Source organism: Pontibacter sp. Tf4 (genome assembly GCF_014212495.1).
Taxonomy (GTDB): Bacteria; Bacteroidota; Bacteroidia; order Cytophagales; family Hymenobacteraceae; genus Pontibacter.
The window spans coordinates 279,227-292,447 of record NZ_JACKZC010000002.1 but is presented as its reverse complement, the minus strand read 5'-3'; the positions used below and the strand labels follow the sequence as shown (position 1 = coordinate 292,447).

12 protein-coding genes and 2 tRNA genes are annotated in these 13,221 nt (G+C 47.4%); 10 read left to right on the top strand and 4 right to left on the bottom strand.

Annotation, left to right across the window (positions count from 1 at the left end; translation table 11 throughout):
* Positions 1 to 68 precede the first annotated feature (68 nt).
* The 4 genes from H7F15_RS04225 (at position 69) to H7F15_RS04210 (ending at position 3,237) form a co-directional block, all read left to right on the top strand.
* Positions 69 to 557: a hypothetical protein gene (locus tag H7F15_RS04225; protein ID WP_185195706.1), complete on the top strand. Its 489-nt coding sequence runs from the start codon at positions 69 to 71 to the stop codon at positions 555 to 557.
* Between the two features lie 209 nt (positions 558 to 766).
* Complete coding sequence (locus tag H7F15_RS04220) at positions 767 to 1,384, top strand: hypothetical protein (RefSeq protein WP_255481076.1); 618 nt, start codon at positions 767 to 769, stop codon at positions 1,382 to 1,384.
* Positions 1,385 to 1,389: 5 nt separating this feature from the next.
* Positions 1,390 to 1,806, top strand: a complete 417-nt coding sequence (locus tag H7F15_RS04215; protein WP_185195705.1) for a (deoxy)nucleoside triphosphate pyrophosphohydrolase — start codon at positions 1,390 to 1,392, stop codon at positions 1,804 to 1,806.
* A gap of 33 nt (positions 1,807 to 1,839) precedes the next feature.
* Positions 1,840 to 3,237 (top strand): rRNA methyltransferase, encoded by a 1,398-nt coding sequence (locus H7F15_RS04210; RefSeq protein ID WP_221626986.1) that lies wholly within the window; start codon positions 1,840 to 1,842, stop codon positions 3,235 to 3,237.
* Positions 3,238 to 3,472: 235 nt separating this feature from the next.
* Here the strand turns inward: H7F15_RS04210 and H7F15_RS04205 are convergent, their stop codons facing one another.
* The 4 genes from H7F15_RS04205 to pdxH form a co-directional block, all read right to left on the bottom strand.
* Entirely contained in the window at positions 3,473 to 4,657 is a 1,185-nt protein-coding gene (locus H7F15_RS04205) for a class I SAM-dependent rRNA methyltransferase (protein WP_185195704.1), read from the bottom strand.
* Between the two features lie 127 nt (positions 4,658 to 4,784).
* Positions 4,785 to 5,372: a Maf family nucleotide pyrophosphatase gene (locus tag H7F15_RS04200; RefSeq protein WP_185195703.1), complete on the bottom strand. Its 588-nt coding sequence runs from the start codon at positions 5,370 to 5,372 to the stop codon at positions 4,785 to 4,787.
* Positions 5,338 to 6,636, bottom strand: coding sequence for a DUF1015 domain-containing protein (locus H7F15_RS04195; protein WP_185195702.1), 1,299 nt, complete (start codon positions 6,634 to 6,636; stop codon positions 5,338 to 5,340). The genes H7F15_RS04200 and H7F15_RS04195 overlap by 35 nt, the downstream gene beginning before the upstream one ends.
* A gap of 50 nt (positions 6,637 to 6,686) precedes the next feature.
* Positions 6,687 to 7,337: a pyridoxamine 5'-phosphate oxidase gene (gene pdxH / locus H7F15_RS04190; protein ID WP_185195701.1), complete on the bottom strand. Its 651-nt coding sequence runs from the start codon at positions 7,335 to 7,337 to the stop codon at positions 6,687 to 6,689.
* A gap of 200 nt (positions 7,338 to 7,537) precedes the next feature.
* Between pdxH and H7F15_RS04185 the strand changes: the two genes are divergently transcribed.
* From H7F15_RS04185 to H7F15_RS04160, 6 genes are all read left to right on the top strand, one after another.
* Complete coding sequence (locus H7F15_RS04185) at positions 7,538 to 8,107, top strand: YqgE/AlgH family protein (RefSeq protein WP_185195700.1); 570 nt, start codon at positions 7,538 to 7,540, stop codon at positions 8,105 to 8,107.
* Between the two features lie 29 nt (positions 8,108 to 8,136).
* Positions 8,137 to 10,266, top strand: coding sequence for a DUF349 domain-containing protein (locus H7F15_RS04180; RefSeq protein ID WP_185195699.1), 2,130 nt, complete (start codon positions 8,137 to 8,139; stop codon positions 10,264 to 10,266).
* Between the two features lie 125 nt (positions 10,267 to 10,391).
* Positions 10,392 to 10,464 (top strand) — tRNA-Thr (locus H7F15_RS04175).
* 58 nt (positions 10,465 to 10,522) lie between these two features.
* Positions 10,523 to 10,595: transfer RNA gene (locus tag H7F15_RS04170), tRNA-Thr, on the top strand.
* A gap of 122 nt (positions 10,596 to 10,717) precedes the next feature.
* A complete protein-coding gene (locus H7F15_RS04165; RefSeq protein WP_185195698.1) occupies positions 10,718 to 11,902 on the top strand; it encodes a hypothetical protein in 1,185 nt (394 codons plus the stop codon).
* 300 nt (positions 11,903 to 12,202) lie between these two features.
* Complete coding sequence (locus tag H7F15_RS04160) at positions 12,203 to 13,216, top strand: metal-dependent hydrolase (RefSeq protein WP_185195697.1); 1,014 nt, start codon at positions 12,203 to 12,205, stop codon at positions 13,214 to 13,216.
* Positions 13,217 to 13,221 lie beyond the last annotated feature (5 nt).

Sequence of the window (13,221 nt, the reverse complement as noted above, 5' to 3'; positions counted from 1 at the left end):
CTACGTACATAGTGCAGATAACGGGAGTAGGTAATCCTGCTATACAGTAGTTGGGGTTAATTTGAAAAATGAAAGAAACGAGAATTGATAGAGTAGACTATTTTGTTATTTCTCTATATCTAATTATCGGAGCTTCTATATGGTTTTCATATAAATTCTCCCTTTTGAGACAAGAGAACATAAATATGGTCTTGCTCTGGTTGACTTTTGCGGGCCCAATCTCCTTGTTCTTAATGTATTATCAAAGATTGCGTATTCCGACAGTTTCAATTATTTGGTTAGTAATTGGATTAGCTCAATGGTATTTAGTAGACAAACTTAAAAGTAATCATGATTTTGATTCTGTAATTGGTACGTATGCTGACTATGACTTAAACCTATTGGCGATGATTGTAATTTTTACAGTTTTTCGAATTTTAAGCCTTTTGATTACGAGACAAGAATTTATGATGGCAGCTTGGTTTTCTCCAAAGGACAATAGAAGTTTAAATCCTCTCGACTACATATTTACTTTTATGGGACTTATTTTGCAGACTATCTTAATTACAGAAATATAAAAACAAGCCACAACACAACCTTTACGGTAGCTACGCCACCGCAAAGCCCAATCCGTTATAAATAAACTCGTAGCATCCACGATCCCGTAGATGCTTTTTTTCTCCCAAATCAATGTTATAACGGCTTTATATTTTTCTCATAGCGGTTACCACTAATTAAAATTTTATCTACTTTCCGGGCAATTTCAACTTAACCTTTTTATGCTTCTATGAAGAAACATTTACTTCTTTCTCTCTTTGGCCTTGGCTGCTTTTACCAGGCAAATGCACAAACCACAGATACAACCCAAACGGCACCGCCTGCCGTAGAAAATACTTCAGAATACAGACCTGTGCGGTTGTTACTGGGTGGGGCTTTTGAGTTTGGCGGCGACGAAGTGGGAACCGTTACATTTACGACCGGCGATAAGCAATCTATTAAGGCAGGGCAGGGTGTATTGGTGGCAGTGGGAGCTGAGTTGCAGTTCCCGAAAGTAGAGCAACTGCGCTTACGGGCAACCGTAGGGTACAAATATGTTACGACCGCCGCCGACAATGCTCATATCCGTTTAACGCGCGTACCGCTTCATTTTACAGCCAACTGGATGGCAACCGAGAAGATAAGGCTGGGAGCAGGAGTGGTAAAGCATCTGGCGGTGAAATTAAACACCGATGGCCTTGGCGGTAATGCTTCTTACGATGCAAGCACCGGCGCTATCTTCGAAGTGGCCTATAGTGGTTTCGGGCTTTCCTATACCATCATGAACTATAAGGACAAGGAGAATTATACCTACTCGGCAAACGCCATTGGCTTAACTATAAGCGGTGTGCTACCACGCCGGAACTAACGACGATGCCTCACCCGGAAACCCCTGCAATTCGTGTTGTTTGTGCCCTTATTGAACAGGATGACAAAATGCTGCTAACACAGCGTAGCAACTACATGGCGCAACCGCTGTTGTGGGAGTTTCCGGGTGGAAAGGTAGAGATTGGTGAAACCGAAACAGCTGCTCTGGTACGCGAAATACAGGAAGAACTGAATCTGCTTATAGTTCCTCTTAAACGCCTGACACCTGTAGTGCATAGCTATAGTTCCAAAACAATTGAACTGATTCCGTATACCTGCAGTTTGCAAAGCGGGAATATTTTGCTGGCCGAGCACCAGGCCTATAGTTGGGCAACTATAGAGGAGTTGTTAAACTATAGTTGGTGTCCTGCAGATGTTCCCATTGTAGAAGAATATTTGCACCTGAAAATAAAGCAACTATAGAAGTGCTTTTCAGGGAATCAGTAAATTTGCACCATGATAAAACTTCCGCTCACCTTCGAGACGCGCATGCAGCGATTGTTAGGTGAAAATTACTCCAGCTTCCAACAGTCACTGCAGCAAGCCCCCCCAGTAAGCATCCGGGTTAACCGGCATAAGTTTCAGAATAATATACATTTCCCCCACGTCCCCTGGACCAACTCCGGTTATTATTTAGCCGAACGCCCTTCTTTTACCTTAGACCCACTTTTACACGCAGGTGCCTATTATGTGCAGGAAGCCAGCTCTATGTTCCTGGAGCAGGTACTCCGTCAAACTATAAACCTCGACCAACCGCTGCATGTGCTGGACCTTTGCGGTGCACCCGGCGGAAAATCTACCCACCTGGCCAGCCTTATTTCTAAAGACAGTTTATTGGTATCCAATGAAGTAATAAAAAGCCGTGCCACTATACTGGCCGAGAACATAGCCAAATGGGGTTCCGGCAATGTACTGGTCACCAACAATGACCCGCGCGATTTTGCCCGTTTACCTGAGTTTTTTGATGTGATGGTGATCGATGCACCCTGCAGCGGAGAAGGTATGTTCCGGAAAGACCCGCAGGCAGTAGAAGAGTGGTCGGAAGAAAACGTGATCCTTTGCGCCCGTCGGCAGCAACGCATTTTGGCCGATACCTGGCAGGCTCTGAAGCCCGGCGGCATCCTGATTTACAGCACTTGTACCTGGAACGAAGCCGAGAACGAAGAAAACATGGCCTGGCTGGCCGAACAGGAAAACGCAGAAAGTATTAAGCTTAATTTTGAGGATTGCCTGGGTATTGTACGTTCCGAATTGAACGGAGTGGAAGGCTACCGTTTTTACCCGCATGCCGTGCAGGGCGAGGGTTTCTTTTTAGCTGTGATGCGTAAAAATGGCGCGCCAGAAGAAGAAAACTATAGTTCAGGCAAAAAGAAGAAGTACAAACTACAGGAAGCTGGGAAGAAAGAAAAAGCACTGGTGCAGGACTGGCTTCAGCATCCGGATGATTTAGCCTGGATACAGCACAACGAAACGATCTTTACTTTACCCGAAAACCTGTTCGAAGCGGCCGACGAATTGTACCAGAAACTATACGTGATCTATGGCGGCACACAGGTAGCGGAAGTAGCTGGCAAAAAAGTAAAACCACTGCAACCACTGGCCTTGTCGCAACACCTGAACAAAGATGCATTTAATGCCATTGAACTGAACTTTGAACAGGCGATCCGTTATTTGCGCAAAGAAGACATCAATTTAGGAACCCACGGCACCGATTGGGTACTGCTTCAATACAAAGGCCACCCGCTTGGCTGGGCAAAACAAATAGGCAACCGTATTAACAACTACTACCCAAAAGAATGGCGCATCCGCATGGACCTGCCAAATGAGTTGCCAGAAAAATCTGTGTTGGAGTAAACTATAGCTTGATCCAGCACATATTTGTTTGTCATCTCGACAAAAGGAGAAATCTATTCAGAATCCGTAATAGATTTCTACAGCTACGCTGGTCCCTTTCGACTCTCGTCTCAGGCATATTCGAAATGACAAAAAAGAGAAAGCCGGTGCAACTATAATTTGCACCGGCTTCTTATTTTTTATAGTTAGTTAACTTTCTAACTTATTAACTTCCCAACTTTCTAACTATGGCTGCTTATTCTACAAACAGCACCAGTCCTTTCAGGTACTCGCCTTCCGGGTGGAAGATGGAGATGGGGTGGTCGGCAGGCTGGGAGAGGTGGTGCATGACTTTTATGTTACGCCCCGCTTCAATAGCTGCTGCCATTACCGTATTGTTGAACAGGTATTTATCTACTACCTGTGAGCACGAAAAAGTGAACAGAATGCCGCCTGGTTTTATCTTTTTCATGGCCTCAGCGTTCAGGCGCTTGTAGCCCATCACGGCATTGTGGCGCACTTTCTGGCTCTTGGCAAACGCCGGAGGGTCCAGCACGATCACCTCATACAAGTCTTCCTTGCCTTTCAGAAAATCGAAGGTATCAACGGCATAGGCTTCATGGCGTTCAGGAGCGCTGCTCAGATCACCGTTTTTTATAGTCAGCTCAATTGCCTTCTTAGAAACATCCACCGAATGTACCAGCTGCGCGTTGGCATTTAACGCATAAACCGAGAAGCCACCTGTATAGCAGAATGTGTTGAGGACAGACTTGCCTTTGGAGTAACGGGCCAGCAATTCGCGGTTCTCACGCTGGTCTATAAAGAAGCCTGTTTTCTGGCCACTTTCCCAGTCAATAAAGAACTTGTTGCCATTCTCGGTGACCACTACGCCACCTTCCGATTTTCCGAACAGGTATCCGTTCACAGCATCCGGTACTGATGTTTTCGGGAGAGACTCGGCACTTTTATCATACACGGCACGCAGCTTAGAACCATAGATTTCCTGTAGTGCCTGGCTAACAAATTCGCGCACATTGTACATACCCAGCGAGTGCGTTTGCACTACAGCCGTATCTTTGTACATATCAACTATAAGTCCCGGAACCCCATCGCCTTCCGCATAGATCAGGCGGTAAACATCTGTTTCGGGGTTATCAATTAAGCCTAAACGGTTGCGGTAATCATAGGCCTGCTGCACTTTGCTTTTCCAGAAACTATAGTCCGGCTCTACATGCTCGAAAGAGAAAATACGAACGGCAATAGAACCCAGGGCATAATGACCCATGCCTAAAAACTCGCGCTTACTGGAGTAAACCTCTACAATTTCGCCTTCTTCCGGCTCGCCATCTGCTTTGCGGATTGCGCCCGAAAATACCCACGGATGTAAACGTTTGAGCGAGTTCTCCTTACCCGGAGCCAGGTATAATTTTATAAATGACATGAAAATACTTGCTGTTTATTGAATGTAACAGGTCTATAGTTCAGATACTAAAAACTACAAACAAGGCGCAAAGGTAGGTAATTCAATTTTTACAGCAGTACCAGCAAAGAAAAAAAGCAGTAAGGAATTAACAGTTAATCTTCAAAAAACCTAACTCCGACAGCTGCTGGTATAGTTTCTGAACGGGCAGGCCTACCACGTTAAAGTAAGAACCCTCAATGCACTCAATGCCTATTTTACCAATCCATTCCTGAATGCCGTAAGCGCCGGCCTTGTCGTAAGGTTTATAGTTGGTAATGTAATAATCTATCTCCTCGTGGCTCAGCGCTTTAAAATACACCTTGGTGATATCATGAAAAACGGTCTTGCTTTCGCTTGTAAGGATGCAAACGCCTGTAATAACCTCGTGGTGGGTTCCGGAGAGGGAACGCAGCATGTCGTAGGCTTGCTGGTAATCAGCGGGTTTGTTTAGCACCTGGTCGCCCAGGCAAACAATTGTATCGGCTGTAAGCAGGATCTGGTCCTCGAGGTCTTCTAAATACTGGTCAGCTTTGTGACCGGCCAAATATTTAGCTATCTCTTCACGTTTCAGTTCTGCCGGAAAATCTTCGTGCACTTCTTTTACTTTCACCTCAAAGGCTAAGCCCAGTCCGGTCAGCAGTTCTTTACGGCGCGGCGAATTAGAGGCAAGCAGCAGGGGCCGAGATAAATTCATCTTCTTTGATCGAGCTAAATAAAAATCCGCAGATTACTTTCGGGTAAAAGAACGTTGATTTTTGCGGCATAATGGCACCACTATAGCAAACTCTTTTTACCTGTTCCATCGACACTTCGTTGGTGATAAGCGCAAGACGTGAGGCTCCGGTATCTACTTGGCGGATGCACGTCGTGAAATTACGTTCATAGCTCAGGCTGCTATAGTTACGTTGCACTTCGGGGTCTATTCCTAACACGCGCTGGAAGATGAAATAATGCATCACAGTCAGGTCAAGGTCTTTCACTTCCTGTGGTACTTGCCAATCTATGAGGTGGTGCATCTCCGGTTTCAGACGCAGTTTGTAAGCGTTACCAGACAAGTACAGACCAAAGGCCCATTGTTTCCCAACTATAACTTCGTTCAGTTCTACCGGGTCTTCTTTCGGGGTGATGATAAAATACTCGCTCAGGCGCTGCAGAAACTCCTCATCCGATAGATCGATCTGTTGCAGCACACGATGGGTAGGTAAAATGCGCAAATCATCCGATTCGGTATTGGTCAAGTACATTAAATGGTAGTTGTACGCTTCAAAACCAGTATGCGACGGGTTTTGGGCCATCATGTGTTTGCGGTACTCCAGGGAGCCTTCGTAGCGGTGGTGGCCATCTGCCAGCAGCACTTGTTTCTCGCGCAGCACATCCACAAATTTCTGGATCACTTCATGGTCCTGAATCACAGCCAGTACATCGCGCACCCCCTGGTAATCTTCGGTTTCATAGATGGGCGACTTTATGCTTTCATCCATGTACTGCTCCAGCGAAAAATCCGGGTCGGTGTACAGACCATGCGTCGCGCTGCTGTTGAGTTCCGTTTTAGCAAGCAGATCAATGCGGTCGTTTACCGCACTCGGAATGGTGTTCTCGTGGCGAAGCAAAACGCGTTCGCTCCAGTCGTAGGCTTTTATATGGCAGATAAACCCTTTGCGGCAATATTCGCGGTCGTTTCCGGCTAATTTAAAATACTGGTAATACACATAGATGCCAGGCAGCGGATCCTGCTGCAGCACGCCTTTCTGTTTCCATTGTTCCAGCAGGTAAGCTGCTTCGTCGGCAGGCTGTGCGCCGCGCGGCACCGATAAGTGAATGCTGTTGTAGGGATTCTGATACAAAGCCTCTCGCTGCTTTGCCGACACCACATCAAACAGGGGGGAAGTCAGTTGTTCGATGTTCTGGTCAAGTAAATGGCTATAGCGCCAGGCTTTTAAGGGTAATATTTCTGCCATGGTAATGGTTGGAGTCGCGTAATGTTTTGTTGCTGTAAGCCCCTAACGCATCAGGGAGCCAAACGTTTCAGGTGCCAGGTTGCGCCTTGTTTTTCGTAAACAATGCGGTCGTGCAGGCGGTTTGGCCGGCCCTGCCAGAACTCTATCGTTTCAGGAGCAACTATAAAGCCGCCCCAATGCGCCGGCCGAGGTATAACTTCCAGGTCAGCGAATTGTTCGGTATAAGCGTTATCGGCTTTTTCTAGTTCCTCGCGGCTGCTGATCGGCCTGCTCTGCGGCGAGGCCCAGGCACCTATCTGGCTGCCAACCGGCCGGCTATGGAAATATTCATCTGAAATTGCAGCATCTACTTTCTGTACTGTTCCTTCTACACGCACCTGACGCTCCAGCTCCGGCCAGAAAAAGGTAAGCGCTGCAAAAGGATTTTCCTGCAGGTCGTGGCCTTTGCGGCTTTCATAGTTCGTAAAAAAAACAAATCCTTCGGCAGTAACCGCCTTTAACAGTACCACCCGTGCCGACGGCCTGCCCGAACCGTTCACCGTAGAGAGCACCATAGCCGTTGGTTCGTCCACTTCACTGGCCAGGGCTTCTTCCATCCAGGCATTGAACTGTGCAACTGGCTCCGGCGCTACAGAAGATTCGGAGAGCGACTGCAGGGCGTAATTTTTACGGATAGCAGCAATATGGGGCAGTAGTGACATAGGAAATCAGGATTTTGGCCAAAATTAGAAAAATATCTGCTATTTTATACTTTCTTACGAATACCTGCCCTGTGTGGTAACGTACAGCTTTTAGCAGGCATAAGCCCCGGCTATAGTTTGCGTAAGTAATAACAAAACATCCTTAAATCAGTATCCGGTATAGAACAACAGAACAGCAAAGCCCTAACAAACTATAAACGATGGAGGAAGAGAAGGTAGAAAAGCCCCAGAGTGGCAGCATCCTTATATCAGAACCGTTCTTAGGAGATCCTAATTTTGAGCGCTCGGTTATACTGCTGTGTAACCATAACGAAGCCGAAGGAACTTTTGGACTGGTGCTCAACCGCTTATCGAACATGAAGCTCTCGGATGTAGTGGATATTTACAACGATGGGTTTGACGTAACGCTGGGTATTGGTGGCCCGGTGCAATACAATACCCTGCATTATATACACCGCTTGCCTAACCTACCTCAGGCCGTAAAATTAGGCGAGGAACTATACTGGGGAGGTGATTTTGAAATGCTGCGCACCATGATCGGTACTGGTCTGGTTACCTCTTCGGATATCCGCTTCTTTCTGGGCTACTCGGGCTGGACGCCGGGGCAACTACAGGAAGAAATTGATAAAAATGTTTGGATCGTAAATAACAATGCTGTGAATAAATTGTTTAATTTAGAGGCTGATACTCTCTGGCGAAGCATCCTGCGCCAGATGGGGGGCAAGTATAAGGTGCTATCCAATTACCCGGTAGACCCTCGCCTGAACTAAAGTTAGTACGATGTAAAACTATCCTTCACATGACTACAGAAAATAAGGATCTGGACACTACCGGAGCTGAGGACAAAAATCCTGAGAATGAAAATGCAGCAGCTGAACAAAACCAACAGCTGCAATCAGAACAACAGCGCATACTGGAAGAGCGACTGGCAGAGCTAAATGCCGAAAAACAGCCGGAGCCCACTGCCGAAACGGAAGTGCCGAAAGAGCAGCAGCCCGAAATTGCGCCTGACCTCAAAACAACCGAAGAAACAACTATAGCCGAAGCCCATACCGAGGCGATGGCAGAAGCCATTATCCATACATCGGATGCACCCGAAGGCGAAACACCTGCCCAGCCGGAAGAAACAACCAGCCAGATTCCTGAAACGACAGAAGTACAACCTGTAGCCGCTGCTGCAGATCACCATGAAGAAGAGGAACTGGAGGAGGAAGACCATACAGACTATAGCCAGCTCTCCACGGAAGAGCTGCGCAACCTGCTTACTGCTACCCTGAAGCGGGGAGATGCCCGTAAAAAACACCGTACCATCAACGAACTGCAGCGGCATTACGACCAGCATTTTCAGGCAGAGAAAGCCGAAGCGCTGGAGCGCTTTAAACTGGAAGGTGGCACCGATGAAGACTTTGAGTACCATAGTTCGCAGGAGCACCAGGAACTTGAAAAACTGCTGACCGCCTACCGCGATGCCCGCCATCAGGAACGCCAGCAAACCGAAGAACAGCGCCACCGCAACCTGGAGCGCAAACAGGAACTGTTAGGCCGCCTGCGCGAGCTGGTTGAATCGGCAGAAACCAAAAGCAGTTCCGAGGAACTGAAAAAACTACAGCAGGAATGGAAAAGCATCGGACCGGTTCCAGCTGGGGAGGCCCAGCAACTATGGGATTCGTATCATGCCCTGCTTGATATTTTCTATAACAACCGCAGCATCTTTTTCGAGCTGAAAGAGCTGGACCGCAAACGCAATCTCGATGCCAAACTGCAACTGATAGACCGTGCCGAAGCGCTGGAAAAAGAGCAGTCGATAAACAAGGCACTGGAAGAGCTGCGCCACCTGCACGAAGAATGGAAGAACATCGGACCGGTTCCTAACGACCAGCGCGACCCGATCTGGGAACGCTTTATACAGGCATCTGAAAAAGTACATACCCGCCGCAAAACCTACCAGGAAGAGCGACGCGGTATTGAGATGCAGAACCTGGAAAAGAAACGTGCCCTGCTGGAGCGCCTGCAAGCCTACAACAACTTTAACACCGACCGCATTAACGAGTGGCGCGATAAGACCGATGAGATCCAGAAACTGAAAGAAGAGTGGGATGCCGCCGGCCTGGTACCGAAAGAGTTTGCGGAAGAGATCAACAAGAATTTCTGGGGCAACTATAAGGCTTTCTTCCAGCATAAAAACCAGTTCTTTAAAGGCCTGGATGAGCAGAAACTGCAGAACCTGAAGCTGAAAACCGAACTGTGCGAACAGGCAGAGGCCCTGAAAGACAGCAACGACTGGAACACGACCAAAGAAAAACTGATACAGCTCCAGAAAAAATGGAAAACGATAGGTCGTGTACCGGATAAGTATTCCGATAAGATCTGGCAGCGCTTTAGAAGTGCCTGCAACGAGTTCTTCGACCGCAAACAGGCACAGGAACAACAGCGCAGCGCGGAGCAGGAGAAACTTTCTTCTGAGAAAATGGAGCTGACCAGCCGCATCTCTGAAACCCTGGCACAACCAACCGCTACAGCGTCTTTGGAGGAGTTTGAACAGTATATCACGGAGTGGCGTGCCCTTGATCAGCAGAACCAGCGCAGCAGCCCGAAAGTAGAGGAGAAGTTCATTTCTTTGATGGAAAGCTACATAGAGCGTGTACCCGGCATGAGCCCAGAAGAGCGCAACGAACGGATCGTGAAATTACAGGTAGAGCGCCTGAAAAGCAGCCCGGATGCCGCCCAGAAACTGCATCACAAAGAGCAGACGGTTCGCCGCGAGATTACGCAGCTGCAGAACGACATCCAGACCCTGCGCACCAACATCGAGTTTTTTGCCCGATCCAAGAACGCCGACAAACTGCGCGAAGAGTACGAGGGAAGAATTGCCGATGCCCAGCACCGCATAGAGCAGCTGAATCGCCAGTTACAGGCCTTCAGGGGGTAAAATTTTATACCTGACATTCAAAACATTAAGGTATAAGTATAAAAAAAGTTGCAACCGGTATTTGCAGATTTGAAAATAGGGCATACCTTTGCAACGCTTTAGAACACTAAGGCACACCAGAGTAAGCCTCCATAGCTCAGCTGGTAGAGCAACTGACTTGTAATCAGTAGGTCGTTGGTTCGATTCCGACTGGGGGCTCATTCAAAAAAGCACATGTTTGTACTGCATGTGCTTTTTAATTCAAACATAAGTACAAGCCTCCATAGCTCAGCTGGTAGAGCAACTGACTTGTAATCAGTAGGTCGTTGGTTCGATTCCGACTGGGGGCTCACTCCGAAAGCCTTTAGGTACTGCACCTGAAGGCTTTTTTGTTTCTGCACCTGACCTAACTATAGGGTATGATTTATCAGGTATAATCCTTTATTTTGCTTCTGATAAGGTTTAACACACTATGCAACTCATCGAAGTAAACACTCCTGCGCTCGAAAATGCATTTCTGCAGGTGCAGATCGATCTATATAAGAAAGACAAAAATTACATCCGACCCTTAGATAAAGATGTACTTGGCGTTTTTGACCCTAAAAGAAACAGGCTCCTGCGGGACGGAGAAGCCATCCGGTGGGTACTGAAAGATGATAAAGGAAAACTGATCGGTCGGGTAGCTGCTTTCATTAATGCTAAAACTTCCAGGGGAGGAGACCAGCCAACCGGCGGCATGGGCTTTTTTGACTGCATTGACGACCAGCAAGCAGCCAATATGTTGTTTGATGCCTGCAAGAACTGGCTGCAGGAGCGAGGCATGGAAGCCATGGATGGTCCGATAAACTTCGGTGACCGCGACAAGTGGTGGGGTTTGCTGATAGATGGTTTTTATCCGCCTAACTATGGCATGCATTACAATTATCCGTATTACCAGCGCCTGTTCGAGAACTATGGCTTTGGACTATACTTTAAGCAGTACACCTACTACCGCATGGTAGATGACCCGCTGCCGCAGAAATACTTCGAAAAAGCCCAGCGTATTCTGGCTGATCCCAACTATAGGTTCGAGCACCTGAATCTCAAAGACCTGGCAAAGTATACAGAAGATTTCCGGACGGTATATAACAAAGGCTGGGCAAAGCACGAAGGTGTTAAACCCATGACAGAAGCACAGGCAGCTACCATTATGCGTACCCTGAAGCCCGTAATTGATGAGCGCCTGATGTGGTTTACCTATTATGGCGCTGATCCGGTGGGTTTCTTTATCGCCATCCCGGAACTGAACATGCTCTTTAAGTATGTGAACGGTAAAATGGATTTGGTAGGCAAGCTGAAATTCCTTTTCCATAAGTGGCGCGGGGCCTGCACTACCATGTATGGCATTGTGTTCGGAATTACTCCGGAACACCAGAGCAAAGGCGTAGAAGCTGCCATGATCGTGGAAGCCGGCAAAGTGGTGCAAAGCAACCCAAGCATGCCTTATGTTGATTTGCAGATGAACTGGATCGGTGATTTCAACCCTAAAATGATGCACCTGGTAGAGCAGATCGGTGGACGTATTTATAAAACACATGCTACGTTCCGTTACCTCTTCGACAGAACTAAAGAGTTCAAGCGCATGCCAATCATCGGTGCCAAGAATACACAGGCTTAGCGTATTTCACGTCTTAACCAAATACAGGCTGGTCCGGATTTATCTGGTCCAGCCTTGTTTTTTATAAGCGCCGAAACAGTGGAGAGATCTTCCTAACCTTTAAATTCCCGGTACTTCTCTTTTATTCTGATATCTATAGTTTCTATGGCTCCACAGGTGAAGATGTCTTAGAGGCAGCAACCACCTACCCATGTTTCTAACCGATTATCCCGAATACCTGCCTAAAAGGACCGGGGTAGGGCTTTATTGTTTTTCGTTATACCTTTACGGGTTGCAGCTGGTTAATAAACTATAGTTTGAATGGATTCACTTACGCAGATCGTTTTAGGTGCCTCGGTAGGAGAAGCGGTGGCCGGGAAGAAGTTGGGGAACAAAGCATTGCTCTGGGGCGCTATTGCAGGCACCATTCCCGACTTGGATGTACTGGCAAGCCCGCTACTGGATATGGTCGGGGAGCTCAGCTTTCACCGGTCTGTCACGCATTCGTTCCTTTTTGCTATAGTTGTATCACCGTTGCTGGGCTGGCTGCTGACAAAACTATACCCAAAGGAACAGGCTACCTGGAAGGAGTGGACACTGCTGTTCTTCCTGGGCTTTACCACCCATGCTTTGCTGGATAGTTGCACGACCTGGGGCACGCAGCTTTTCTGGCCATTCAGCAACTATGGCGTGGCCTTCTACAACATTTTTGTCGTTGATCCGCTGTACACTGTGCCTTTCCTGATCTGTACTGTAGCAGTGCTGTTCTACAACCGCCGGAATCCTATAAGGCGCTACTGGAATTACGCAGGCCTGGCTATCAGTTCTGCTTACCTGCTCTTTTCTTTTTATGCCAAGGCACAGGCTAATCGTGTTTTTGAGCACAACTTCGGGCAGCAGCAAATCAGCTGTAGTTCCTACATCAGCAAGCCAACTCCCATGAACACCATTTTCTGGTCAGTAACGGCCAAAGCGGAGAATGGCTTTTACAACGGATTTTACTCCCTGCTGGACTCTGACAAGAAAGTAAACTATAGTTTTGAGCTACAGAACAAACATTTGCTGCAGCCCTATTTAGGAAACGAAAGGCTGGCGCGTCTGCTGGAAATTACAAAAGGCTATTACACAGTACAGCCGGCAGCAAAAGGCATCCTGATAAACGACCTGCGCTTCGGTAAATTCGACGACTGGCGCGAAGAAGGCGGGGCCTATGTTTTTGTGTACCACGTTCGGCGCAACCCGGATGGCAGTTTAAGTTTTAAAGAAGTGAACAACCGGCCAAAAGTAGATAAAGAATACCTGCAGGATTACTGGCAGCGCATAAAAGGAAATTAAGTTAA

What these genes read in the sequence shown, in the direction of transcription:
- H7F15_RS04180 (WP_185195699.1), top strand. Translation starts at nt 8,137, where the DNA reads ATGACTACAGAAAATAAGGATCTGGACACTACCGGAGCTGAGGACAAA.
- H7F15_RS04225 (WP_185195706.1), top strand. Translation starts at nt 69, where the DNA reads ATGAAAGAAACGAGAATTGATAGAGTAGACTATTTTGTTATTTCTCTA.
- H7F15_RS04210 (WP_221626986.1), top strand. Translation starts at nt 1,840, where the DNA reads ATGATAAAACTTCCGCTCACCTTCGAGACGCGCATGCAGCGATTGTTA.
- H7F15_RS04205 (WP_185195704.1), bottom strand. Translation starts at nt 4,657, where the DNA reads ATGTCATTTATAAAATTATACCTGGCTCCGGGTAAGGAGAACTCGCTC.
- pdxH (WP_185195701.1), bottom strand. Translation starts at nt 7,337, where the DNA reads ATGTCACTACTGCCCCATATTGCTGCTATCCGTAAAAATTACGCCCTG.
- H7F15_RS04195 (WP_185195702.1), bottom strand. Translation starts at nt 6,636, where the DNA reads ATGGCAGAAATATTACCCTTAAAAGCCTGGCGCTATAGCCATTTACTT.
- H7F15_RS04185 (WP_185195700.1), top strand. Translation starts at nt 7,538, where the DNA reads ATGGAGGAAGAGAAGGTAGAAAAGCCCCAGAGTGGCAGCATCCTTATA.
- H7F15_RS04220 (WP_255481076.1), top strand. Translation starts at nt 767, where the DNA reads ATGAAGAAACATTTACTTCTTTCTCTCTTTGGCCTTGGCTGCTTTTAC.
- H7F15_RS04160 (WP_185195697.1), top strand. Translation starts at nt 12,203, where the DNA reads ATGGATTCACTTACGCAGATCGTTTTAGGTGCCTCGGTAGGAGAAGCG.
- H7F15_RS04165 (WP_185195698.1), top strand. Translation starts at nt 10,718, where the DNA reads ATGCAACTCATCGAAGTAAACACTCCTGCGCTCGAAAATGCATTTCTG.
- H7F15_RS04215 (WP_185195705.1), top strand. Translation starts at nt 1,390, where the DNA reads ATGCCTCACCCGGAAACCCCTGCAATTCGTGTTGTTTGTGCCCTTATT.
- H7F15_RS04200 (WP_185195703.1), bottom strand. Translation starts at nt 5,372, where the DNA reads ATGAATTTATCTCGGCCCCTGCTGCTTGCCTCTAATTCGCCGCGCCGT.